Source organism: Streptomyces sp. NPDC058534 (assembly GCF_042717365.1).
GTDB lineage: Bacteria > Actinomycetota > Actinomycetes > Streptomycetales > Streptomycetaceae > Streptomyces.
Genome location: NZ_JBHXNW010000013.1, coordinates 32,205 through 55,505 on the forward strand (window position 1 = coordinate 32,205; position 23,301 = coordinate 55,505).

Consider the following 23,301-nt stretch of genomic DNA (forward strand, 5'->3'; position numbering starts at 1 on the left):
GGGTCAGATCTGGTTCTCGCCGCCGTCGACGTACCAGTTGGCGCCGAGGACGAAGCTGCTCTGCCCCGAGGCGAGAAAGGCCACCACCGCGGCGACCTCCTCGGGGCGCCCCATCCGGCCTATGGCCGTGTCCCCGGCGAGCTTCGTGCGGACGGTGGGCGCGTTGTCCTCGCCGAAGAGGTTGGTGATCCCGGGGGTGTCGACCGGGCCCGGGGAGACGGCGTTGACCCGGATGCCGCGGTCCTTGAGTTCGTTGGCCCAGCCCCGCGCGAAGGACCGTACGGCGGCCTTGGAGGCGGCGTACAGGCTGAACGCCTCCGCGCCGTTGTCGCCGGCGGTGGAGGCGTTGAGGATCACCGAGGCGCCGTCGTTGAGCAGCGGCAACGCCTTCTGCACGGTGAAGAGAGTGCCCCGCACGTTGACGCCGAACGTGTGGTCGAGCTGCTCCTCGGTGATCTGCTCCAGCGGCACCAGCAAAGCGGTCGCCGCGTTGGCGAAGACCACGTCGAGGCCCCGGCCCCGGGCGCGGACCGCGTCGTAGAGCCGGTCCAGGTCGGCCAGGTCGGTGACGTCTCCGGCCACCGCCGTGACCTTCGCCGCGCCGATGGCCTCCACGGCCGCGTCCAGCTCGGCCTTGCGCCGGCCGGTGATGAACACGTGCGCGCCCTCGGCCGCCAGCCGCACCGCGGTGGCGAGGCCGATCCCGGTGCCGCCTCCGGTGATGACGGCGGTCTTGCCTTCCAGCTGTCCCATGAGAATGACCTCCGGTGACTTTCAGTACCGATCGGTACTGAACGCGACCGTAGCACATCTGCACCGTTCGGTACGGAAGCGGTAGGGTGGGGGCATGGAGACGCGGGGAAAGGGGTCGCCGATCGGCCGGCCGAGGGGATTCGACGCCGGCGAGGCCCTCGAACAGGCCATGCGGGTCTTCTGGAAACAGGGCTACGAGGGCGCCAGCCTCACCGACCTGACCAACGCCATGGGCATCACCCGCACCAGCATGTACGCGGCCTTCGGCAACAAGGAGGACCTGTTCCGCAAGGCCCTGGAGCGCTACGAGGAAGGCCCCGCCGCCTACGTGGCCCGGGCCCTGAAGGAGCCGACCGCCCGCGAGGTGGCCACCGCCTTCCTGAACGGCGCCGTCCGGACCAGCACGCGCCCCGACTGCCCGCCCGGATGCCTGGGCGTCCAGGGCTCCCTCGCCGCCGGCGACGCGGGACTCCCCGTCCGGGACATGCTCGCCGACTGGCGCAAAGGGGGCGTCACCCACCTCGCGGACCGGTTCCGGCAAGCCGTCGACGACGGCGACCTGCCGCCCGGCATCGATCCGCTGCACGTCGCCCGTTACCTCATGACGTTCGCGAACGGCATCTCCGTGCAGGCCGCCGGGGGCGCCACCCGGGAAGACCTCCAGCGGGTGGCCGAGATGGCCCTGCGCGACTGGCCACCCGCTTGACGGCACCCCTAGGGCTGTACGCTCTCGTGGTTCGTCCTGCGCAGCCGCGCCTTCAGCACCTCCTCCGGCCGCGCCACGGCCACCGACACCTGCGGGCAGTCCCACTCCCGGCCTCCCGCGACCGGCCGCAACTGCACACTGCCTCCCACGTGCCCCATCACCTCCCCCACACGCCCGTCCCGCGCGTCCACGGCATGCGTGCCGACCGCCGGCCGCTCACCCCGCACCACCGACGCCAGCCGCTCGGCCACCCGGACGTTGCACCGCCCCAGGTCGACCAGGGCGAACGGCTCGTCACTCGCGCCGGTCACCGGATCGACGCACAGGGACGGCAGGACGACACCGGCCCCCACGAGGGCCTGCCGCAGGGACTCGACGACTTCTTCGGTCGAACGCACCCTTCCTCACCTCCACGCTGAGTTTGTGATTCGCGACACAGCGTGTCCGGTCCGCCTCTAACCTGGCCATAGAGGGCGCCCCAACAACCCCTGCTGTACGACCGGGAGTTCCGTTGCCATGCCAGGACCGAAAGACCTAGACCCTTCGTCGTCCCCCCGCGCCCTGCTGGGCGCCGAGCTGCGTCACGCCCGCGAGAAGGCCGGCCTGAGCCAGGAGGAGTTGGGCGGGCGGTTGTTCGTCAGCGGTTCGTTCATCGGCCAGTTGGAGTCCGGCACGCGCAGGATGCAGCCGGAGTACGCACGGTTGTTGGACGACGCGCTGGGGACGGAGGACTTCTTCCAGCGAAACTGCGCGGCTTCGGCGAAGTCCAAGCATCCCGAGCACTTCGCCGAGGCGGCGGAGGCGGAAGCACAGGCCACGGCGATCAGGCAGTACGCTCCGCTGCTGATCCCCGGCCTGCTCCAGACTCCCGCGTACGCGCGAGCAGTTTTCCGCGCCTATCGGCCAACGGGGCCGGAGGAGAAGGTGGACGAGCTGGTGACGGCTCGAATGGAGCGGGCCCACATCCTCGACGATCCAACAGATCCTTTGTTGTGGGTGGTAATCGACGAGGCCGCACTGCGTCGGGAGACGGGCGGGCGCCAAGTGATGACGGAGGCTCTGCGCCACCTGGCCAGCGTTATCCGGCGAAACCGGGCCATCGTGCAGGTCTTGCCACTCAAAGCCGGTGCCCACGCGTCGATGGAAGGCTCCATCAAGCTGATGGACTTCGAGGACGCTCCTCCTCTGCTCTATTTCGAGGGCGTCGGCACGGGACGGTTGGAGGACGATCCCACCACCGTCAGGTACCAGCGCCACACCTACGAGCTCCTCACCGCCTACGCGCTCTCCCCACAGAAGTCCCTGGCCCTGATCGAGGCGATGGCGCAGGATTACGCCCATGAGGAGCACCCCTGAGGCGACTTGGTACAAGTCCAGCTACAGCGGCGGGAGCGGCGGCGACTGCCTCGAAGTAGCCGTCGGCAACCCCGCCGTCACCCCGGTCCGCGACTCCAAGGCCCCCGACGGACCCACCCTCCGGTTCCAGGCCGCCGCCTGGTCCGCCTTCCTCCACGGCGTCAAGGCGTCACCAGGGGCAGCGGCGTGAACTCGTAGCCCTCCCAGAGGCGTCGGGACGTCTCCTCCGGGTACGGCGCGACGACCGGCTCCGCGTCCAGGACCTGGACGAGGCGCCGCTCCGCGTCGTACTCCGGCCAGCCGGGATCACCCGTGCGGGCGAACGCCGTCCACGAGGACCGGAAACGGGACGACAGGGCCAGCGCCTCCGGGGACGGTTCCGCACCGGCGAAGAGGAGGGGGCCGATGTCGGCACGGAAGGTGCCGAAGAGCAGCGGGATGTCCAGGGCGTGACAGGCGCCGAGGGCGCCGCCGTCGGCCGGGGCCGGCCAGGTCAGCTCGTAGACGTGGGCGCGGCCCCCGCCCGCGAGGTGCGCCTCGGCCAGGTGCAGGGAGGGCATGCCGAACAGCCAGTCCGTCTGGACCCGTTCGTAGAGGTCGTTCGCGGAGAATTCGGGGAACGCCGCTCGGTAGGCCGCCTCGCCGCCCGGCGCGTACAGGCGCAGGGCGGCGCCCGACCGCTCCTCGCCGATCTCGCCGAGCTTGCCGGCCATCGCGGTGAAGAGGCGGTTCTCGTCGCGGTTGTGGCCGACGATCAGGTCGACGTCGCGGGAGGCGCCGGAGGCCAGCGCCCGCCAGGGCGTGACCGGCAGGACGTCGCCGTCGACGACCGGGGCGTAGGGGGTGACGGTGGGCGCGGCCTGTCCCCAGCGGTCGACGCGGCCGGGCATCTTCGGGGCGAGGGCCTGACCGGCCTTGACCAGCTGCTCGGGAGCGACGGCGCCGAGGTCGGCGACGGTGGGGCGCAGACCGGCCTCGGCGGCGAGGGCGGTGCCGAGGTCCCGGGCGAGTTCCGGGGAGAAGAAGGTGCCCGGCACGCTCTGCGCGACGGCCCGCCCGAAGAGTCCGGCCGCTCGTGGCATGGCGAGGAGCGCGGCCACGGAACCGGCGCCCGCGGACTCCCCGAAGACGGTGACCCGGCCGGGATCGCCGCCGAATGCGGCGATGTTGTCCCGCACCCACTCCAGCGCGGCCACCTGGTCGAGGAGGCCCCGGTTGGCGGGGGCGCTCTCGATGTGGGCGAAACCCTCCATGCCGAGGCGGTAGTTGAAGGTGACGACGACGAGGTCGCCGTCGACGGCGATACGGCGGGCGTCGTAGCCGGGGCTGCCGGAGTGGCCGAGCTTGTAGGCGCCGCCGTGGATCCACACCATCACCGGGCGGCGGGCGGCCGGATCGGGCTCCGGCGTCCAGACGTTGACCGTCAGCCAGTCGTCGCCCTCGGGCAGCGCACCGGCCGGGCCCGCGATGCCGAGGTCCTGCGGGGGCGGCGGGCCGAAGGCGTACGCGTCGCGTATGCCGTCCCAGGGGCGGGCGGGGCGCGGGGCGGCGAACCGGCCCGCACCCACCGGAGGTTCGGCGAAGGGGATACCGCGGAAGACGGTCAGCCCGTCCTCCCCTCGCCCGCGCACCGCACCGGCGGCCGTGCGCACCACGTATTCCACTGACTCCACGGGTCCAGGGATCGTCATCCCACGGACCCTACGCCGTGGTGCGCACCGCGCTCAGCTGAGGGTCTTCAGCGACGCCGCGTCGTAGGGCGCGAGGCTGTCGAAGCGTCCGGCGAGGACCTTCTCGGCCCACAGCGGGTCCTGGAGCAGCGCGCGGCCGACGGCGACGAGGTCGAACTCGTCGCGCTCCAGGCGGTCGAGGAGGTTGCCGAGGCTGCCGACGGGTGCGCCCTCGCCCAGGAACGCCTTGGTGAAGTCGCCGTCGAGGCCGACCGAGCCGACGGTGATGGTGGTCCTGCCGGTCAGCTTCTTGGTCCAGCCGGCGAGGTTGAGGTCGGAGCCGTCGAACTCGGGCAGCCAGTAGCGGCGGGTGGAGGCGTGGAAGGCGTCGACGCCGGCCGAGGCGAGCGGGGCGAGGATCGCCTCCAGTTCGTCGGGGGTCTCGGCGAGGCGGGCGTCGTAGGCCTCCTGCTTCCACTGCGAGTAGCGGAAGATCACGGGGAACTCCGGCGAGACCTTCTCCCGCACGGCGGCCACGATCTCGGCGGCGAACGTGGTGCGGGCCACGGGGTCGCCGCCGTAGGCGTCGGTGCGGCGGTTGGTGCCGGACCAGAGGAACTGGTCGACGAGGTAGCCGTGGGCGCCGTGGATCTCCACGCCGTCGAAGCCGATGCGCTCGGCGTCCGCGGCGGCTTCGGCGAAGGCGCCGATGACGTCGTCCAGGTCGCTCCGGGTCATCGCCGTGCCGGTGACCTCGTCCTCGCCGATGCGCAGCCCGGACGGGCCGACGGCGGGGGCGTCGGCGAAGGGCGGCTGGCCGGCCTTGCGCACCATCCCGACGTGCCACAGCTGGGGCACGATCGTGCCGCCCGCCGCGTGCACCGCCTCGGCGGCCTTCGCCCACCCGGCGAGCTGCTCCTCGCCGTGGAACCGCGGCACCCGGCTGCTCTGCCCGGCGGAGTCGTGACCGACGTACGTCCCCTCGGTGACGATCAGGCCGACACCGGCGGCGGCCCGGCGGGAGTAGTACGACACCACGTCCTCACCGGGGACGCCGCCCGGGGAGAACATCCGGGTCATCGGCGCCATCGCGATGCGGTTCGGGACGGTGAGTCCGTTGATGGTGGCCGGGCGGGCGAGGATCTGGGCGGCGCGGGAGGCGGCCTCGACGGGGGTGACGGTCACGTGGGGGCTCCTTGGTGGGGGTACCAGGTGGTATGTGCGTGCGCATGGATACTCCCAAGGGTGAACCCCCGCACCCACCGGTCCCATTCCGCTCACCGCACCCGGCCGGACGTGATCAGGCCCACACCCCCCCGGACAACGCCGAGGGCGGCACCCCCCGTTCGGGGAGTGCCGCCCTCGGTTCGTGCGGGACGGTCGATCAACCGGAACCGGTCGATCAGAAGTCCATGTCACCGCCCGGCATGCCGCCCGGGGCGCCGCCCGCGGCGGCCTTCTCCGGCTTGTCGGCGATGACGGCCTCGGTGGTGAGGAACAGCGCGGCGATGGAGGCGGCGTTCTGCAGCGCGGAACGGGTCACCTTCGCCGGGTCGATGATGCCCTCGGCGATCATGTCGACGTACTCACCGGTGGCGGCGTTCAGGCCGTGGCCGACCTGGAGGTTGCGCACCTTCTCGACGACGACGCCGCCTTCGAGACCACCGTTGACGGCGATCTGCTTCAGCGGGGCCTCCAGGGCGAGCTTCACGGCGTTGGCGCCGGTCGCCTCGTCACCCGTCAGCTCCAGCTTCTCGAAGACCTGGGTGGCCTGGAGCAGGGCCACGCCACCACCGGCGACGATGCCCTCCTCGACGGCCGCCTTCGCGTTGCGAACGGCGTCCTCGATGCGGTGCTTGCGCTCCTTGAGCTCGACCTCGGTGGCGGCACCGGCCTTGATGACGGCCACGCCGCCGGCCAGCTTCGCCAGACGCTCCTGGAGCTTCTCGCGGTCGTAGTCCGAGTCGCTGTTCTCGATCTCGGCGCGGATCTGGTTGACGCGGCCGTTGACCTGGTCGGTCGAGCCGGCGCCGTCGACGATGGTGGTCTCGTCCTTGGTGATGACGACCTTGCGGGCGCGGCCCAGGAGGTCCAGGGACGCGTTCTCCAGCTTGAGGCCGACCTCCTCGGAGATGACCTCGCCGCCCGTGAGGATGGCGATGTCGCCGAGCATGGCCTTGCGGCGGTCGCCGAAGCCCGGGGCCTTGACGGCGACGGACTTGAAGGTGCCGCGGATCTTGTTGACCACCAGGGTCGACAGGGCCTCGCCCTCGACGTCCTCGGCGATGATCAGCAGCGGCTTGCCCGACTGCATGACCTTCTCCAGGAGCGGCAGCAGGTCCTTGACGTTGCCGATCTTGGAGTTGGCGATCAGGATGTACGGGTCGTCGAGCGACGCCTCCATACGCTCCATGTCGGTGGCGAAGTACGCCGAGATGTAGCCCTTGTCGAAGCGCATACCCTCGGTGAGCTCCAGCTCCAGACCGAAGGTCTGGGACTCCTCGACGGTGATGACGCCTTCCTTGCCGACCTTGTCCATGGCCTCGGCGATGAGCTCGCCGATCTGGGTGTCGGCGGCGGAGATGGAGGCCGTGGAGGCGATCTGCTCCTTGGTCTCGACGTCCTTCGCCTGCTCGAGCAGGGCGGCGGAGACGGCCTCGGTGGCCTTCTCGATGCCGCGCTTGAGGGCCATCGGGTTGGCGCCGGCCGCGACGTTGCGCAGGCCTTCCTTGACCAGGGCCTGGGCGAGAACGGTCGCGGTGGTCGTACCGTCACCGGCGACGTCGTCCGTCTTCTTGGCGACTTCCTTGACCAGCTCGGCGCCGATCTTCTCGTACGGGTCCTCGAGCTCGATCTCCTTGGCGATGGAGACACCATCGTTGGTGATCGTGGGGGCGCCCCACTTCTTCTCGAGGACGACGTTGCGGCCCTTGGGGCCGAGCGTCACCTTGACGGCGTCCGCGAGCTGGTTCATGCCGCGCTCGAGGCCGCGCCGTGCCTCCTCGTCGAACGCGATGATCTTGGCCATGTGAAGTGGTCCCTCCAGGACTGGGGGTGATTCCTTCGGACCGCGCCCGCGCCCGCGACGGACGGCTCGCCGGCCTTGTGGTTCCTTCCCCACCCGGCCTGCGGGCCTCACCGACCCGGTCCTTCGTTGTCACTCTCACCTTCAGAGTGCTAACGCCAATGATTAGCACTCGACCCCATCGAGTGCAAGCGCCTCCGGGGGATCCGGCCGCCCGCTCCGCCACCCGCGAACAAGGGGCGCGCCCGGGTCCGGGCAGCCCGAAGGGCCCGGACCCCCTGAGGAGGTACGGGCCCTTCGGAGAAGAACCGTTTACTTGCGGTGGCCGAACGTCTCAGGCGCTGAGGCGAACCATGTCGGCCTGCGGGCCCTTCTGACCCTGCGAGATCTCGAACTCGACCCGCTGGCCTTCTTCGAGGGTGCGGTAGCCGTCCATCTGAATCGCGCTGTAGTGGACGAAAACATCCGCACCACCGTCGACCGCGATGAAGCCGTACCCCTTCTCCGCGTTGAACCACTTGACGGTGCCCTGAGCCATGCCTAACTCCCCTATTACTGGCCCTTGCACAGATCCGCACTTCGCGGATCCGGGTCAGACCTCACCCCCCACGACTGGGGGCGTGCGCCGGAACGCGTCGACCGCGGCTGAATGTATCTGTCCAACTGCCGTCTGCAACAGGTCAATCGGACGAGAAATCTGGACGTACCCGGTCCGGAAAATGACGAGCTTTCCCCTGAATGTGGGTCAAGTCGGGGCACGCAAAGGTCACAAAAGCCGCGAAACACGCCCACACTTTGGCTACTTCTTGTCGGGCGGGCGGCAGGAATTCAGGGTTCCCGATGCCTTGATCGGGAGCGCGTTCCCCAACTCTACCGCGCTCAATCCAATGGAATTGCCCCCTCCGCTTCTCTTACGGAGGGGGCAATTCGATGAACTCTGCGTCACCACGATTACCAGTGGTAACGAAGGGGCGGTTCAGCCGCCGGCGACCGCCGGGATGATGGAGACGCCCGCGCCGTCCGGGGTCGCGGTCTCCAGGCCCTGCTCGAAGCGCACGTCGTCGTCGTTGACGTAGACGTTGACGAAGCGGCGCAGCTTGCCCTGGTCGTCCAGGACGCGGGCGGCGATGCCGGTGTGGTTCTTCTCCAGGTCGGTGATGACCTCGCCGAGATTCGCGCCCTCGGCTTTGACCTCGGCCTGGCCACCGGTGTAGGTGCGCAGGATGGTGGGGATGCGGACGTTGACGCTCACTTGAACCTCCGGTCAGGGTGACTTACCTAGGGGGCGCGGGGCTGTGTTGAATTTGCGGCTACCGCCGCGTGGGCGCGACCAGCCCCCACCGGCCCGCAGACGACGTACAAGCTGTCTTACGCGAGCCCGGCCTCACGGAACGAATCCAGGTTGGGACGAATGGTCGCAGTCAGCCCCGTGTCCGCCACCGCGTCCAACGTCTTCAGACCGTCACCGGTGTTGAGGACGACCGTGGTGAGCGACGGGTCCAGCAAGCCACCCTCGACCAGCTTCTTGGTCACCCCCACCGTCACGCCACCGGCGGTCTCCGCGAAGATGCCCTCGGTCCGGGCGAGCAGCTTGATCGCGTCCACGACCTGCGCGTCGGTCACGTCCTCCACGGCACCGCCGGTGCGGCGCGCGATGTCCAGGACGTACGGCCCGTCGGCGGGGTTGCCGATGGCCAGCGACTTGGCGATGGTGTTCGGCTTCTGGGGGCGCACGACGTCGTGGCCGGCCTTGTACGCGGTCGACACCGGCGAGCAGCCCTCGGCCTGGGCGCCGAAGATCTTGTAGGGCTTGTCCTCGACCAGACCGAGCTTGATCAGCTCCTGGAGGCCCTTGTCGATCTTCGTGAGCTGGGAGCCGGAGGCGATCGGGACGACGATCTGGTCGGGCAGCTTCCAGCCGAGCTGCTCGCAGATCTCGTAGGCGAGGGTCTTGGAGCCCTCGGCGTAGTACGGCCGCAGGTTGACGTTGACGAAGCCCCAGCCCTCGCCGGCCGGGTCGCCGATCAGTTCGGAGCAGAAGCGGTTCACGTCGTCGTAGTTGCCCTGGATGCCGACCAGCTCACCGCCGTAGACGGCGGCCATGACGACCTTGCCCTGCTCCAGGTCGTGCGGGATGAACACGCAGGAGCGGAAGCCGGCCCGGGCGGCGGCGGCGCCGACGGCGCCGGCCAGGTTGCCGGTGGAGGAGCAGGAGAGGGTGGTGAAGCCGAAGGCGCGGGCGGCCTCGATGGCCTGGGCGACGACGCGGTCCTTGAAGGAGTGCGTCGGGTTGCCGGAGTCGTCCTTGACGTAGAGACCGCCGGTGACGCCCAGCTCGCGGGCCAGGTTGTCGGCCTTGACCAGCTTGGTCCAGCCCGGGTTGATGTTCGGCTTGTCGGCCACGTCGGCGGGGACGGGCAGCAGGGGGGCGTAGCGCCAGATGTTCGCGGGGCCCGCTTCGATCCGCTTGCGGAGTTCCTCGGTGTCGTAGGCCGAGAAGTCGTAGGCGATCTCCAGCGGGCCGAAACACTCCTGGCAGGCGAAGAGCGGGCCGAGCGGGACGCGGTGGCCGCACTCCCGGCAGCTCAGGGCGGCGGCGGGGCCGAGGTCGACGGTGCTGTCGGTGGCGCCCGGGGTGTTCGTGGAGGTTTCGGCAGTCTGCACAGCCATGGAGGCGAGGCCCTTTCTCCTCATCTTCCTCACGACGCATCTCGCCGTGAGACGGATTTGGCACCTTCCCTAGTCGGGAGCCTCGCCACGTCTGTGTGACAAGAACCGACTGGAGGGTTGCCGGGGCTTCAACGGGCCGTATCCCTCTGCCCCTCTGGATGAGCGGTATGAAGTTGTATTTCGCTGCTACGCGCGGCGACCCCGGCATGCGGTGGTCCTGCGCGTTGTTCAAGACTGTAACCGAAGGCCAGGACGGTTGAGATAGTCGTCCGTACCGCGAGATGGATCACAGAGGAGCCCGGGACCGTGCTGGAAGAAGTCGAGCGCTGGCTGAGCGCGCGTTCCTGGTCCGCCGGGGACCGGCCGATCCGGCAGCTGCTGGCCGCCAAACAGGCCACCGGGCAGACGGTCAGCGTGGTGCTCCCGGCCCTCGACGAGGAGGCGACGGTCGGCGAGATCGTCACGGTGATCCGCCGCGAGCTGATGCTCCGGGCCCCGCTCGTCGACGAGATCGTGGTCGTGGACTCCGGGTCGAGCGACCGTACGTCGGCGGTGGCCGCGGCGGCGGGCGCGCGCGTCGTGCACCGCGACGCGATCCTGCCGCGCATCCCGGCGGTGCCGGGCAAGGGCGAGGTGCTGTGGCGTTCGCTGCTGGTCACCGGCGGCGACATCGTCTGCTTCGTCGACGCCGACCTGCGCGAGTTCTCCGCCGACTTCGTCTCCGGGATCGTCGGCCCGCTGCTCACCGAACCGGACGTCCAGCTCGTCAAGGCCATGTACGACCGTCCGCTCGGCACCACGCCCGGCCAGGGCGGCCGGGTCACCGAGCTGGTGGCCCGCCCGCTGCTCAACCTGCACTGGCCGCTGCTGGCCGGCTTCGTGCAGCCGCTGGGCGGCGAGTACGCGGCCCGCCGCTCCCTGCTGGAACGGCTCCCCTTCCCCGTCGGCTACGGCGTCGAGCTGGGCATGCTGGTCGACGCCCTGCACCTGGTCGGCCTGGACGCCCTCGCCCAGGTCGACGTCGGCGTCCGCCGCCACCACCACCAGGACGGCCAGGCCCTGGGCCGCATGTCCGCCGCGATCTACCGCACCGCCCAGCTCCGCCTGGCCCGCGGCCACCTGGTCCGCCCGACCCTCACCCAGTTCGAACGCGGCCCCGCGGGCTTCGAGCCCCGCACCCACGCCGTGGACACGGAGGAACGGCCGCCGATGACGGAGATCGCGGAGTACGCGGCGCGGCGGGTGGCGTGATCGGCACCGCTGTGGCGTGCGGGCACGTTTGAGTATTTCGGGGCCGGGCTAGGTTGAGGCGTATGGCTTCAAGCTTCGGTGCTGCTCAGGTGCTGGTCGCCTCCAATCGGGGGCCGGTCTCGTACGAGGTGGGTGAGGACGGGTCGCTGCGCGCGAAACGGGGTGGTGGCGGGCTGGTCTCGGGGCTGTCGGCCATCGGGCCGGACGCGGGTGCGCTGTGGGTGTGCTCGGCGCTGGGTGACGGCGACCGTGAGGCGGTGCGGCGCGGGGTCGGCGAGGACGGCGTACGGATGCTGGACGTGCCGGCGGACGTGCACGCGGACGCGTACAACGGGATCGCCAACTCCGTGCTGTGGTTCGTGCACCACATGCTCTACCAGACGCCCCTGGAGCCGGTCTTCGACGCGGAGTTCCGGCGGCAGTGGGCCTCCTACGAGGCGTACAACCGGGCCTTCGCCGAGGCGCTGGCCGAGGAGGCCGCCGAGGGCGCGGTCGCGATCGTGCAGGACTACCACCTGACGCTGGTGCCGGGGATGCTCCGCGAGCTGCGGCCGGACCTCAGGATCGGTCACTTCTCGCACACGCCGTGGGCGCCGGTCGACTACTTCCGGCTGCTGCCGGACGACATCGCCGAGCAGGTGCTGCGCGGCATGCTCGGCGCCGACCGGCTCGGGTTCCTCACCCGGCGCTGGGCCGACGCGTTCACCGCGTGCTGCGACGCCCTGGTGGGCGGGCTCGGCGGTACGGAGACCGGCGTGCACGGGCTCGGCGCGGACGCGGACTTCCTGCGCGCGCGGTCGCACGAGGCCGACGTGGACGAGCGGATGGCGGCGCTGCGGGAGGAGATCGGGGAGGGCCGCCGCACCATCGTGCGGGTGGACCGCACCGAGCTGTCCAAGAACATCGTGCGGGGGCTGCTGGCCTACCGCGAACTGCTGGCGGCGCGGCCGGAGTGGCGGGAGCGGGTGGTGCACGTCGCGTTCGCCTACCCGTCGCGGCAGGATCTCGCCGTGTACCGGGACTACACGGCCGAGGTGCAGCGGGTCGCGGACTCGGTCAACGCGCAGTTCGGCACGGCGGACTGGACGCCGGTCGTGCTGCACGTGAAGGACGACTTCGCGCGGTCGCTGGCGGCGTACCGGCTGGCCGACGTGGCCCTCGTCAATCCCGTGCGGGACGGGATGAACCTCGTCGCGAAGGAGGTCCCGGTCGTCTCCGACGAGGGGTGCGTGCTGGTGCTGTCGCGGGAGGCGGGGGCGTACGAGGAGCTGGGCGAGGACGCGGTGGTGGTGAACCCGTACGACGTGTCCGGGACGGCGGAGGCACTGCACGAGGCGCTGTCGGTCGCGCCCGGTGAGCGGGCGGAGCGGTCGAAGCGGTTGGCTGCTGCGGGGACGGCGTTGCCGCCGGGGCGGTGGTTCATGGAGCAGTTGGATGCGTTGAGGGGTTGAGGAAGAGTTGGATAGGTCGGCCAGGGCAGCTCTCCCTCACTGACCTGGCCGAACGCCACGCTTCTTCACCTTCGCACGACGCGGGCACGCCCCTGGGTCCTGAACCCCAGGGCATGCCGGTAGATCTCAGGCAACCGATAGCGGCCGTCAGTGTCCCGCGCCATGGCACCAGCTTCTCTGAGTACGGCCAGATCGTTGGCTTCCAGGCCGACGTCCTCGGCGCTGAAGGGCATCAGCACCTCCGGTGCGTACTGCCCCAGCCCGAGTAGCAGGTCCCCAAGCCGCTTGTTCTCCTGGCTGATCTCTCTGACCTTCTCTGAGCTGCACTGCGCAAGAGCGTTACGCATGGCAGTAGGGACGAGGAGCCTGTCTGTCCGTTCGTCCCCCGCGGAAAGTTCCGCCGCCTCCCGCAAGAAGCGGACGACGTCACGGGCCTGAACCTGGTCATTGAAATCAGCGAGGGCTGCGGGGACCCAGCGTTCGGACCAGGCCTCGTGCGAAGCGTCCGAACCGAGCTTCGCCCCCCAGACCGGGCGCAACGCCTGGGCAATGTCCTCGTACGAAAGTTCCATTAGCTCGCGGCCCGGGTCCGGAACGGCGCGAGCCGTCACAGCCACCCAGAGCGCGAGTCGGAGCGCTTCTTGCGCATCCCACCGCAGGGCGTATGCCTCGTATCGGTCCAAGAACTGGCCGAGATTCTGCCTGATCGCCCATGAAGCCAAGTCACGGCGGACAAAGACCACCACTCCAAGCGGACGGTCGCGCAGCGATCGGAGCCAATCAGGTACCTCGACGAGCAGCGTGCGCAACGCGACACGTTTCGCATCCCCCTCAAGCTCCTGCAGGAAGTCCTCCAGACCGTCGAAAACGAAGAGCAGCTTCTGGTCGCGCCCGAGTCGTAGAAGTTCTCGCTCCGCGTCGAAGTCGTCATGCAGGGAGGCCTCACTACCGCCGGCGATCGCCATACATCGAAGCCAGACATTGAGCCAGACGTAGGAGTCCGAGCTGTCATCGCCAGAACGCAGCGCCTCATTGAGGATCCGCAGAATCTGCGTACGCGTTGCCCCCTGGCCCCTCGCTGCCCGGTCGCGCAAGTCCTGAGGCCCGGTTCGTGCGTCACCCGCCGGTTGCTGATCAAGGTTGGCCGGGTCAAGTACCGGTACGACCAATGCGTCATCCAGCACATGGGTATTTGCCTTGCTCGCAAAGGCAGACCAACTCCCCGCGGCACACATCCTGGCGAAGGTGAAGGTCTTGCCCGCACCTTTGGCGCCAACGACCACCGTCACGGGCAGTGAACTACGGTGATCGCCAATCAGCCGACGAATGGGTTCGGTGGACAAGAAGCCCAACGCTCCGTCCAAACCCGTTCGTTCAGCAAAGACCAGGGCGGCTGCCCGGCCATGCAGCGCCGTCCTGCGCTCCTCAACCCCGCTGGGCCCCTCAGCCACCGCGTCCAAGGTTTGTCCCGGCTGGGGCTGCGGCGCCAGTTCGGCGACCTTGTCTCCCAGACCGCACCGATGGACGACGTCGATGACCTCGTCCCAACTGCGAGGCAGGGCGAGCAACTCGTCCCGGAACGGGCTGACCAACGCTACGGTCACGGCTCTGGTGTCGACGACGAGGTCCGACTCGTCCTCATCGCCTTCCGTCACACCCAGCATGTCGTTCAGCGCCTGCTCAAGCGTGGCCACGGCGGCCTCTGCTTCAGCATCGTGAACGTCCATCCGGTACTGCGTCACAATTGCCGCTGGAGCGGGGTCACCGCCCAGGAGGGTCGGCGCCTTGGCGCCGAGCTGATGGATCATGCGAACCGTACCGTCCAAGGACTGGCTGCTCAGTGTCGTGACAAAGACCCGCTGCACGCGCGGGTCCAGCAGTACAGGTGCAGACAGTTCGGAGGCACCGGCACGCAAGTCGACAATGACTACGTCAAAGCCGGATCTGTGCGCTACTTCCGCGAGGGACTCGGTGAGGAAGTAGCTTGATCGATCGGCAGTCAGCAGGTCCAACGGCTCGATGTGTGGCGGCCCGAGCCGAGGTCGACGAGTAGCGGGGAGGATCGCGAGCCTGCCTTCACCCGTACCACTAGTGACGAACTGGCCTGCCAGATAATCCTGAACGATGCCCGCGACCGAGGTCACGTCTCCGCCGGTTGTGCCGTGCAGGAGGGCCAGCACGTCCTCGTAGGCGATATCGCAGGTCCCGCCCTGGGCCTGGTGCATCCACGTAATGCCTGGCGCCTCCAGATCACCGTCAACGAGCAGCACTCGACTTCCCGACCGGGCCAACTGGTCGGCGAGAGCGACGGCGTGGACGGTACGCCCGACTCCTCCCTTGAAGGAATGGAACGCGATCACTTGGACATCACCTGTGAAGGCGTCGGAGTGTGGACGGCTGAGGGCAAGTGCCAACTCAGCCGTCGTCCTTCGCTCCGCGAGACGTGGCACTCGACGATCGGCAGCTTTGCCTTGGGTCTTCTCCAGCACCACGGGAATGCCCTCTGTGCCGAGACCACCTGGCCTGTCCAACGCGAGCACCGGCTCCTCGGGGGCGCCCGTGACAGAGCCCGCCCCGAACGCTCGATCCAGCCACTTCCGTACATCGTCGACAGATGTGTCCGGTTCGACTGCCAGCAGCAGCTGATCCCACCACGCATCCGCCTCCGACAACCAACTGGGCCAGAGGCCGGACGACGCCAAGTGGGCTAGATGCTCGTCAACGTCCACCCAGGTAAACAGACGCCCGGGCACTACTCGGCTGCGGTCGCCAGCCACCAAACGCGTCCCTACTTCAGTGTTCGTTACGTCATTCACTTCCGTGACTCCGAGATCAGGGAACGCAGCGCTTCCACCGCATGCTTCTCACCATCCGACTCCAGGTCCGCACCGTACCGCCATGCCTCATGCAACGCTTGGGACTGGACTCGCTGAGCGGCTCTCCCGTTGACCGGGGTCCGCACGCAGCCTCTCAGCGCCTCCTGGACCTCCGGTGACAACCTCAGTTCCCGGGCAAGGGCTCGGAGATCGTGTGTACGAAGATAAGCTGGAAGCTGGGAAGTGTCCCGAAGCCCTCTACGCCGCATGACTTCCGCCTTGAGGCCGCATTCGGCGCCATAGAACATCAGGAGTGCGCCCGTAGGCTGATCTCCCCCGCTCACCACCGCTTCCGCCCCACGTTCCAGTCGATCCCTGCTGCGCTCCAGCTGCCTCACCCCAACATCGACCATGCGGGTGATGTTATGGGCACACAGCGCAACTTTGCACAGGATCGGGTCGCTGCGTCATCGCTGCAGTTCTTCCGCCAGCGTCCCCAAGAGTCCGACGACGCCCGAAGGACCGTTCACGACGACGTCCGCTCGTTTCCTGAGGTCCGGGACCTCGTCGCTGCCGCTGCAGACGAGGAGGCCCGGGGTGCCCTCGGAGCGGAGTACGTCGACCGCCGCGAAGGCGGGGAGGTCGCCGAGGTCGTCGCCGGCGTAGAGGACGGACGCGGCGTCCGTGTCCCGGACGTACGCCCGTAGCGCGGCGCCCTTGTCCATGCCGGGTGGGCGCAGTTCGAGGACCATGCGGCCCGGTTCGACGATCAGGCCGTGCCGGGAGGCCAGGTCGGTGAGGGGGACGCGCAGGATGTCGAAGGCGGCCTGCGGGTCGGGGGCGCGGCGGGTGTGGACGGCGACCGCGTGGCCCTTCTCCTCGATCCAGGTGCCCTGCCCGGCGCCGGACCGCTCCAGCAGGGCGGGCAGCTCTGCGCGGACGGCGTCGACGCCGGGGTGTGGTTCGGGGGTGGTGAGGGTGCCAGTGGCGGCGTCCCAGCGCTCGGCGCCGTAGTGGCCGAGGACGACGAGCCGGTCCAGGCCGGGGACGTCCGCGAAGCCGCCGTGCCGGACGGCGACCTCGGCCGGCCGGCCCGTGATCACCGCGACGGAGGCGACCTGGGGGGCGAGGGCCGCGAGCGCCGGTACGGCGTCCGGGTGCGCCCGCGCCCGGTCGGGGTCGGCGACGATCGGGGCCAGCGTGCCGTCGAAGTCCAGCGCGATCACCGCGCGCCCGGGGTCGGCGAGAAGCGCGTCGAGCCCCGCGCGCCCGGCCTCCGTCGAGGGGGACGGCAGGTGGTCCGGGGAGTCGTCACGGGTGGAGTCCTGGTGGCTGCCCATACCGCGAACCTATCCCGCCGACACCGGCCGCGCGCATCGCCCGCGGAACGGGTCCCGGCCGCCGGCCGGAGAGGTACCGCCCGGCGGGCGGGGCTGTCGTCCCGGAGAGCAGGTCCTTCCGAGCGGACCAGGGCGGGCGGGGCCGCCCCGGCGGCGCCCCGGCGTGGGATCGGTCCGGACCGCGTGGGGCGGGTCAGCGCTCCGTGCGGCGGGATTCCCGTATCCGGCGCAGGCGCCGCCCGGGGGGCGCCCTTCGGAACGGACCAGGGCGCGGGGCCGCCCCGGCGTGCGATCGCTCCGGGCCGCGCGGGGCGGCTCAGCGCTCCGTGCGGCGGGACTGTCGTATCCGGCACAGGTGCCACCCGGGGGGCGCCCTTCGGAGCGGACCAGGGCGCGGGGCCGCCCCGGCGGCGCCCCGGCGTGGGATCGGTCCGGACCGCGTGGGGCGGGTCAGCGCTCCGTGCGGCGGGACTCCCGTATCCGGCGGAGGCGGTTGACCGTGACCGGGTCGGTGGCCAGGGCTCGGGGGTCGTCCAGGAGGGCGTTGAGGAGCTGGTAGTAGCGGACGGGAGCCAGGCCCAGTTCCTCGCGGATCGCGCGTTCCTTCGCGCCGGGGCCGGGGAAGCCGCGGCGCTCCAGTGCGAGGATGCCGCGCTCCCGCTCGGCCAGCTCTCCCAGGTCCATGTACGGCACCGTAGCGCCCCCCACCGACAGTGCGGCCGGCTACTCCGCGCTGCCCGCCCGCATCGCCGTCGCCTGGATCTGGGCGAGCACCTCCTGGGGGCTGCCGCCGGGGGCGACCGCCTGGCCGATCCGCTTCTTGACGTCCGCGCTGACCGAGGCCCAGGAGGTCTTGCCGACCGGGTACAGCTCGGAGAGCAGCAGTTCGTCCAGGAACGGCTTGAGGTTCTTGTCCTCCGCCGCCGTGCTCATGACCTGGGACGCGGAGGTGGTCGCCGGCAGCAGGTCGTACTCGCGGGAGAAGTCGAGGACGTTCTCGTCGCTGTAGACGAAGTCGAGGAAGTCGCCGATCTCCTCCTGGTGGCCGTTCTTCTTGAAGGCCGTCATCCAGTCGGACACACCCAGCGTGTTCTGGCTCTCGCCGTCGACGCCGGGGGTCGTCACCATGCCGTACTTCACGCCCTTGTCGGAGGCCATCTTCATCAGCGAGGGGTGGCCGTTGAGCATGCCGACGTCGCCGTTCGCGAAGGCCGCGAAGGCGTCGGCGCGGTTGAACCTGCCGGGGGCGATCGGGCCGGTGAGGCCCTTGCCGACCAGTTCGTCCCGGAGCCAGGTGAAGGTGGTGACGTTCTGCGGCGAGTCGACGGAGTACGTGCCGACGTCGTCGGTGTAGCCGCCCCCACCGCTGAGCATCCACTGCATGGTCTCGGCCTGCGCCTCCTCGGCGCCCAGCGGCAGGGCGTACGGGTACTCCACGCCCGTCTCGTCCAGCGCCTCGGCGGCCTCGGCGAGGTCGTCCCAGGACTTGGGCGGGGTGACGCCGGCCTCGGCGAAGAGGGTCTTGTTGTAGAAGAGCACGCGGGTGGAGGCCGCGAAGGGCAGCCCGTACTGGACCCCGTTGACCTGGCCCGCGCCCGCGAGCTGGGAGACGAAGCCGGCCTGGACCGGGATCGAGAGCACGTCGTCGGCCGCGTAGAGCAGGTCCTTGTCCGCGTAGTCGGAGTACGCGCCGATCTGCGCCATGTCGGGCGCCTCACCGGCCTCGACCATCTCCCGGACCTTCCGGTCGACGTCGCTCCAGGAGTGGACGTCCACCTCCACATGCACGTCGGGGTTCTTGGCCTCGTAGGACTTGACCAGCTCGTCCCAGTAGTTCTGGGAGCTGTTTTCCTTGCTGTCGCCGTAGTCGGCGGCGACCAGCTTCAGGGTCACCTCGCCGGAGTCGCCGGTGAGGCCGCAGCCGCCGAGGACCGCCGTCATGCCCAGTGCGGACACCACCGCGATCGTTCCTGTCCTACGCCGCTGCACCTGAATCCCCAACCCTGTGCTTATCCGTTTAACGGATTAAGGTCTACACCACGGCAGTGGACTAGACCTCTCCCGGGTCAGGGGGCCACACTGTCCCCGTGAGACATGTCATCGCCCTCGATGTGGGCGGCACCGGGATGAAGGCCGCCCTCGTCGGGTCCGGGGGCGAGCTGCTGCACCGGGCCCGCCGGGCCACCGGCCGCGAGCGCGGACCCGACGCGGTGGTCGCGGGCATCCTCGACTTCGCCGCCGAGCTGCGCGCCCACGGCGCCGACCGGTTCGGCGAGCCCGCCCGCGCGGCCGGCGTGGCCGTCCCCGGCATCATCGACGAGGAGCACGGCACCGCCGTGTACGCGGCCAACCTCGGCTGGCGGGACGTACCCCTGCGGGCCCTGCTCGGCGACCGGCTCGGCGCCGTCCCCGTCGCCCTCGGCCACGACGTGCGCGCCGGCGGGCTCGCCGAGGGGCGGATCGGGGCCGGACAGGGCGCCGACCGGTTCCTGTTCGTGCCGCTGGGCACCGGCATCGCGGGCGCCATCGGCATCGACGGCCGGGTGGAGTCGGGCGCCCACGGCTTCGCGGGCGAGATCGGCCACGTCGTCGTGCGGCCCGGCGGCATCCCGTGCCCGTGCGGGCAGCGCGGCTGTCTGGAGCGGTTCGCGTCCGCGTCGGCGGTCAGCCAGGCGTGGGCCGAGGCCTGCGGGGACCCGGCCGCGGACGCCGCCGACTGCGCCAAGGCCGTCGATTCGGGCGACGCCCGCGCGCTCGCGGTCTGGCAGGACGCCGTGGACGCGCTGGCCGACGGACTGGTCACCGCGCTCACTCTGCTGGACCCGCGCGTCCTGATCATCGGTGGCGGCCTCGCCGAGGCGGGGGAAACCTTGTTCACACCGCTGCGGGACGCCGTGCGGCGGCGCGTCACCTTCCAGAAGCTGCCGGAGATCGTCCCCGCGGCGCTGGGGGACACCGCCGGCTGCCTGGGTGCCGGGCTGCTCGCCTGGGACCTGCTCGGCACCGAACCGACCGGCACCACCCCCACGACCGCGACTCCCCCGGAGGTAACCACCTGATGGCCCCAAGCAAGGTTCTCGCCGGTGCCCGGGTGGTACTGCCCACCGGGACCGTGGACGACGGCCGCGTGATCGTCGACGGCACCCGGATCGCGGACACGGCGCCCCCCGGGGCGGATGTCCTCGACCTGTCGGGCCACTGGGTGGTGCCCGGCTTCGTCGACATCCACAACCACGGCGGCGGCGGCGCCTCCTTCGCCGGCGGCACCCCCGAGGAGATCCTCAAGGGCGTCGACACCCACCGCCGGCACGGCACCACCACCGTGGTCGCCTCCGCCGTCACCGGCGACCTGGACTTCCTCGCCCGGCACGCGGGGATGCTCGCCGAACTGGCCCAGCAGGGCGACGTCGCCGGCATCCACTTCGAGGGGCCCTTCATCTCCCCGTGCCGCAAGGGCGCGCACGACGAGCAACTGCTGCGCGACCCCGATCCGGCCGAGGTCCGCAAGCTGGTCGACGCGGCGCACGGGCACGCGAAGATGGTCACGCTCGCCACCGAACTGCCGGGCGGCCTGGACTCCGTACGGCTGCTCGCGGAGCACGGCGTGATCGCGGCGGTCGGGCACACGGACGCGACGTACGAGCAGACGCTCCAGGCCGTCGACGCGGGCGCCACGGTCGCCACGCACCTCTTCAACGCCATGCCGCCGCTCGGCCACCGCTCCCCCGGCCCGATCGCGGCGCTGCTGGAGGACGAGCGGATCACCGTCGAGCTGATCAACGACGGCACGCACCTGCACCCGGCCTCGCTCCAGCTGGCCTTCCACCACGCGGGCGCGGACCGGGTCGCCTTCATCACGGACGCGATGGACGCGGCCGGCTTCGGCGACGGCCGCTATCTGCTCGGCCCGATGGAGGTCGAGGTCGCGGACGGGGTGGCCCGGCTGGTGGAGGGCGGCTCGATCGCGGGCTCCACGCTGACCCTGGACCGCGCCTTCAAGCGGGCGGTGACGGTCGACGGGCTGGCCGTCGGGGACGTCGTCGCGGCGATCTCCGCCAACCCGGCCCGGCTGCTCGGCCTCGCCGACCGGATCGGTTCCCTGGAGCCGGGCAAGGACGCCGACCTGGTGGTGCTGGACGACGCCTTCGACGTGAAGGGCGTGATGCGCCGGGGCGCCTGGGTGGTCGAGCCCCAACTGGGCTGATCCGACGGGGGGACTGGGCCGACCGCCGTCTGTTTGGCATGATCGTGTCTTAGGACAACATCTCCGGGACAGGCGGCCGGAGGCGATCGGGGGAGGTCGGTACCGGTGATCCTCACCGTCACGCTCAACACCGCTCTCGACATCACCTACCGGGTCCGGTCCCTGCGGCCGCACGCCTCCCACCGGGTCACCGACGTGACGGAGCGGCCCGGCGGCAAGGGGCTGAACGTGGCCCGGGTGCTGGCGGCCCTCGGGCACGAGGTGACGGTCACCGGTTTCGCCGGTGGCACCACCGGCGGCGTCGTACGCGACGGGCTGGCCGGCGTGTCCGGGGTGGCCGACGCGCTCGTGCCGGTCGCGGGGGCCACCCGGCGCACCATCGCCGTCGTCGACGAACGCACCGGCGACACCACCCAGCTCAACGAACCGGGCCCGGCCGTCGCACCCGCCGAGTGGAACGCCTTCCAGGACGCGTACGAGGAGCTGCTCGCCGGTGCCTCCGCGGTGGCGCTGTGCGGCAGCCTGCCGCCGGGCGTCCCGGTGGGCGCCTACGCCGGTCTGGTGCGCTCCGCGCGCGCCGCGGGCGTACCGGTGCTCCTCGACACCAGCGGGGAGCCGTTGCGGCGGGGCGTCGCCGCCCGCCCGGACCTGATCAAGCCGAACGCCGACGAACTGGCCGAGCTGACCGGCTCGCACGAGCCGCTGCGGGCCACCCAGGCGGCCCGGCGCCGCGGCGCCCGCTCCGTGATCGCCTCGCTGGGCGCCGAGGGGCTGCTCGCGGTGACCCCCGAGGGGCGCTGGCGTGCGGCGCCGCCCGCACACGTGCACGGCAACCCGACCGGCGCGGGCGACTCGGCGGTCGCGGGCCTGCTCTCCGGCCTGGTCGAGCACCTGCCCTGGCCGGACCGGCTGGCCCGCGCGGTCGCCCTGTCCGCGGCGACGGTCCTCGCACCGGTGGCCGGCGAGTTCGACCGGGCGGCGTACGAGGAGCTGATCGGGCGGGGGGTCGCGGTGACGGCGGAGGCGGGGGCGGCGTGAGCCGCTAGTCCTTGACCTGGCCCTGCTTCAGCGAGAGCTGGTCCAGCAGGACGTTGCACTTGTCGCCGGCGGCGCAGGAGAGCGTGATCGTGTTGGTGCCCTTGTTCAGGGTGGGCCAGGCGTAGGTCTTGGTCCAGCCCTTGTCGAACTCGCCGTCCTTGGCACCGGTGAAGTTGCCCAGGTTGAGCTTGCTGCCGAACTCCTTGCCGTTGACCGTGAGGGTCATCGACTGGTCCTCGCCGGTCGCGCTGTAACCGGCGAAGAGGGTGTAGAGCCCGTCCTTGGGGATGCCGCTGACGGTCCAGGTGGCCGAGGCGCCGGGCTGGTTGAGGTTGGCCACGTAGACGCCGCCGTCCGAGCGGGCGCCCTCGATGTCCGACGCCGTCGCCACACCGGGTGACAGCCGCAGCGCCTTCGCGTCTACCGCGGGCAGCTTGACCTCCTCCTCCGCGCCGTCGCTCGCGGACGCGCTCGGGTCGGTGGTCTGGGACTGGCCGGTGGTGGGGTCGCCGCCCGCCTCGTTGCCGCCCTTGTCGTCGTCCGAGCCGCTGCTCGTCATGGCGACGGCGATGCCGATCACCACGGCGGCGACCACGGCGACCGCGCCGATCAGCAGGCCCTTGGTGTTGGGGCCGCGGCGCCCGCCGCCCCCGCCGTGCCCGGACTGCGGCGAGCCGGTGTGAGAACCGCCACCGCCCCCGGGGAACATCTCCGGCGCGGCGTAGTGCGCGTTCGGCTGCCCGTAGCCGCCCTGCGGCCGGCCGTAGGCGCCCTGCTGCGGCGGGGCGGCCTGGCCGTAGGCGGCGGTCTGGGCTCCCTGGTGCTGTGGTGCCCCGTACTGCCGTGTACCGACGGGACGCACCCGGTTGACGGAGTTCGGGTAGCCGTAGCCACCGGACGGCGGCTGGGCCCCGTTGGCCTGCCCGTCGGCGTAGAGATAGCCGAAGGGGTCGTCGTCCTCGGGCGTGCTCGCGCCGTTGTTGCCGGGCGTCATCCCTAGGTCTCCTAACCAGATGCGGTG

General features: G+C 70.7%; 21 protein-coding genes and 1 riboswitch. Of the genes, 8 read left to right on the forward strand and 13 right to left on the reverse strand.

The window, feature by feature from the left end:
- Nucleotides 1–3: 3 nt before the first annotated feature.
- The gene (locus ACFWR9_RS10425) at nt 4–753 is read right to left on the reverse strand and encodes an SDR family NAD(P)-dependent oxidoreductase (protein WP_383838574.1); all 750 of its coding nucleotides are present in this window, start codon (nt 751–753) and stop codon (nt 4–6) included.
- Between the two features lie 94 nt (nt 754–847).
- Between ACFWR9_RS10425 and ACFWR9_RS10430 the strand changes: the two genes are divergently transcribed.
- Nucleotides 848–1,459: a TetR/AcrR family transcriptional regulator gene (locus ACFWR9_RS10430; protein ID WP_383838577.1), complete on the forward strand. Its 612-nt coding sequence runs from the start codon at nt 848–850 to the stop codon at nt 1,457–1,459.
- An 8-nt stretch (nt 1,460–1,467) separates the two neighbouring features.
- Here ACFWR9_RS10430 and ACFWR9_RS10435 read toward each other — a convergent pair whose 3' ends face one another.
- Entirely contained in the window at nt 1,468–1,857 is a 390-nt protein-coding gene (locus ACFWR9_RS10435; RefSeq protein WP_383838580.1) for a hypothetical protein, read from the reverse strand.
- Nucleotides 1,858–1,975: 118 nt separating this feature from the next.
- Between ACFWR9_RS10435 and ACFWR9_RS10440 the strand changes: the two genes are divergently transcribed.
- Together ACFWR9_RS10440 and ACFWR9_RS10445 are read left to right on the forward strand one after the other, a co-directional pair.
- A complete protein-coding gene (locus ACFWR9_RS10440) occupies nt 1,976–2,815 on the forward strand; it encodes a helix-turn-helix domain-containing protein (protein ID WP_383838583.1) in 840 nt (279 codons plus the stop codon).
- A complete protein-coding gene (locus ACFWR9_RS10445) occupies nt 2,799–3,005 on the forward strand; it encodes a DUF397 domain-containing protein (RefSeq protein WP_383838586.1) in 207 nt (68 codons plus the stop codon). The genes ACFWR9_RS10440 and ACFWR9_RS10445 overlap by 17 nt, the downstream gene beginning before the upstream one ends.
- Here ACFWR9_RS10445 and ACFWR9_RS10450 read toward each other — a convergent pair.
- From ACFWR9_RS10450 to thrC, 6 genes are all read right to left on the reverse strand, one after another.
- Entirely contained in the window at nt 2,977–4,506 is a 1,530-nt protein-coding gene (locus ACFWR9_RS10450; protein ID WP_383838589.1) for a carboxylesterase/lipase family protein, read from the reverse strand. The two genes, ACFWR9_RS10445 and ACFWR9_RS10450, sit on opposite strands and share 29 nt — an antisense overlap.
- Nucleotides 4,507–4,539: 33 nt before the next feature.
- Entirely contained in the window at nt 4,540–5,670 is a 1,131-nt protein-coding gene (locus ACFWR9_RS10455; RefSeq protein WP_383838592.1) for an NADH:flavin oxidoreductase, read from the reverse strand.
- Between the two features lie 217 nt (nt 5,671–5,887).
- Nucleotides 5,888–7,513 carry a chaperonin GroEL gene (gene groL, locus ACFWR9_RS10460; RefSeq protein WP_383838595.1) on the reverse strand — a complete coding sequence of 542 codons (1,626 nt, stop codon included), beginning with the start codon at nt 7,511–7,513 and terminating at the stop codon, nt 5,888–5,890.
- Between the two features lie 331 nt (nt 7,514–7,844).
- The gene (locus ACFWR9_RS10465; protein WP_004929928.1) at nt 7,845–8,048 is read right to left on the reverse strand and encodes a cold-shock protein; all 204 of its coding nucleotides are present in this window, start codon (nt 8,046–8,048) and stop codon (nt 7,845–7,847) included.
- 438 nt (nt 8,049–8,486) lie between these two features.
- Complete coding sequence (locus ACFWR9_RS10470; protein WP_383838598.1) at nt 8,487–8,762, reverse strand: MoaD/ThiS family protein; 276 nt, start codon at nt 8,760–8,762, stop codon at nt 8,487–8,489.
- Nucleotides 8,763–8,878: 116 nt separating this feature from the next.
- Nucleotides 8,879–10,180 (reverse strand): threonine synthase, encoded by a 1,302-nt coding sequence (gene thrC / locus ACFWR9_RS10475; RefSeq protein ID WP_383838601.1) that lies wholly within the window; start codon nt 10,178–10,180, stop codon nt 8,879–8,881.
- 17 nt (nt 10,181–10,197) lie between these two features.
- Nucleotides 10,198–10,345: riboswitch (SAM riboswitch) on the reverse strand.
- A gap of 141 nt (nt 10,346–10,486) precedes the next feature.
- On the opposite strand from thrC, the gene ACFWR9_RS10480 reads away from it, so the two are divergent.
- Together ACFWR9_RS10480 and ACFWR9_RS10485 are read left to right on the forward strand one after the other, a co-directional pair.
- Nucleotides 10,487–11,431: a glucosyl-3-phosphoglycerate synthase gene (locus ACFWR9_RS10480; protein WP_383838604.1), complete on the forward strand. Its 945-nt coding sequence runs from the start codon at nt 10,487–10,489 to the stop codon at nt 11,429–11,431.
- Between the two features lie 62 nt (nt 11,432–11,493).
- Complete coding sequence (locus ACFWR9_RS10485) at nt 11,494–12,882, forward strand: trehalose-6-phosphate synthase (RefSeq protein ID WP_383838607.1); 1,389 nt, start codon at nt 11,494–11,496, stop codon at nt 12,880–12,882.
- A gap of 65 nt (nt 12,883–12,947) precedes the next feature.
- Here ACFWR9_RS10485 and ACFWR9_RS10490 read toward each other — a convergent pair whose 3' ends face one another.
- From ACFWR9_RS10490 to ACFWR9_RS10505, 4 genes are all read right to left on the reverse strand, one after another.
- Entirely contained in the window at nt 12,948–15,611 is a 2,664-nt protein-coding gene (locus tag ACFWR9_RS10490; RefSeq protein WP_383838610.1) for a KGGVGR-motif variant AAA ATPase, read from the reverse strand.
- A 554-nt stretch (nt 15,612–16,165) separates the two neighbouring features.
- The gene (gene otsB / locus ACFWR9_RS10495; RefSeq protein ID WP_383838613.1) at nt 16,166–17,038 is read right to left on the reverse strand and encodes a trehalose-phosphatase; all 873 of its coding nucleotides are present in this window, start codon (nt 17,036–17,038) and stop codon (nt 16,166–16,168) included.
- Nucleotides 17,039–17,488: 450 nt separating this feature from the next.
- Nucleotides 17,489–17,722: a DUF3263 domain-containing protein gene (locus ACFWR9_RS10500; RefSeq protein ID WP_125494788.1), complete on the reverse strand. Its 234-nt coding sequence runs from the start codon at nt 17,720–17,722 to the stop codon at nt 17,489–17,491.
- A 39-nt stretch (nt 17,723–17,761) separates the two neighbouring features.
- Nucleotides 17,762–18,979, reverse strand: a complete 1,218-nt coding sequence (locus ACFWR9_RS10505; RefSeq protein ID WP_383838825.1) for an extracellular solute-binding protein — start codon at nt 18,977–18,979, stop codon at nt 17,762–17,764.
- A gap of 146 nt (nt 18,980–19,125) precedes the next feature.
- On the opposite strand from ACFWR9_RS10505, the gene ACFWR9_RS10510 reads away from it, so the two are divergent.
- The 3 genes from ACFWR9_RS10510 to ACFWR9_RS10520 all read left to right on the forward strand — a co-directional run bounded on the left by ACFWR9_RS10510 (nt 19,126) and on the right by ACFWR9_RS10520 (nt 22,280).
- Entirely contained in the window at nt 19,126–20,097 is a 972-nt protein-coding gene (locus tag ACFWR9_RS10510) for an ROK family protein (RefSeq protein WP_383838616.1), read from the forward strand.
- Nucleotides 20,097–21,242: an N-acetylglucosamine-6-phosphate deacetylase gene (gene nagA / locus ACFWR9_RS10515; RefSeq protein WP_383838619.1), complete on the forward strand. Its 1,146-nt coding sequence runs from the start codon at nt 20,097–20,099 to the stop codon at nt 21,240–21,242. Before ACFWR9_RS10510 ends, nagA begins: the two co-directional genes overlap by 1 nt.
- 105 nt (nt 21,243–21,347) lie before the next feature.
- The gene (locus tag ACFWR9_RS10520) at nt 21,348–22,280 is read left to right on the forward strand and encodes a 1-phosphofructokinase family hexose kinase (protein WP_383838622.1); all 933 of its coding nucleotides are present in this window, start codon (nt 21,348–21,350) and stop codon (nt 22,278–22,280) included.
- A 4-nt stretch (nt 22,281–22,284) separates the two neighbouring features.
- On the opposite strand, the gene ACFWR9_RS10525 is transcribed toward ACFWR9_RS10520, so the two are convergent.
- Complete coding sequence (locus tag ACFWR9_RS10525; RefSeq protein ID WP_383838625.1) at nt 22,285–23,274, reverse strand: carbohydrate-binding protein; 990 nt, start codon at nt 23,272–23,274, stop codon at nt 22,285–22,287.
- Between the last annotated feature and the right edge of the window lie 27 nt (nt 23,275–23,301).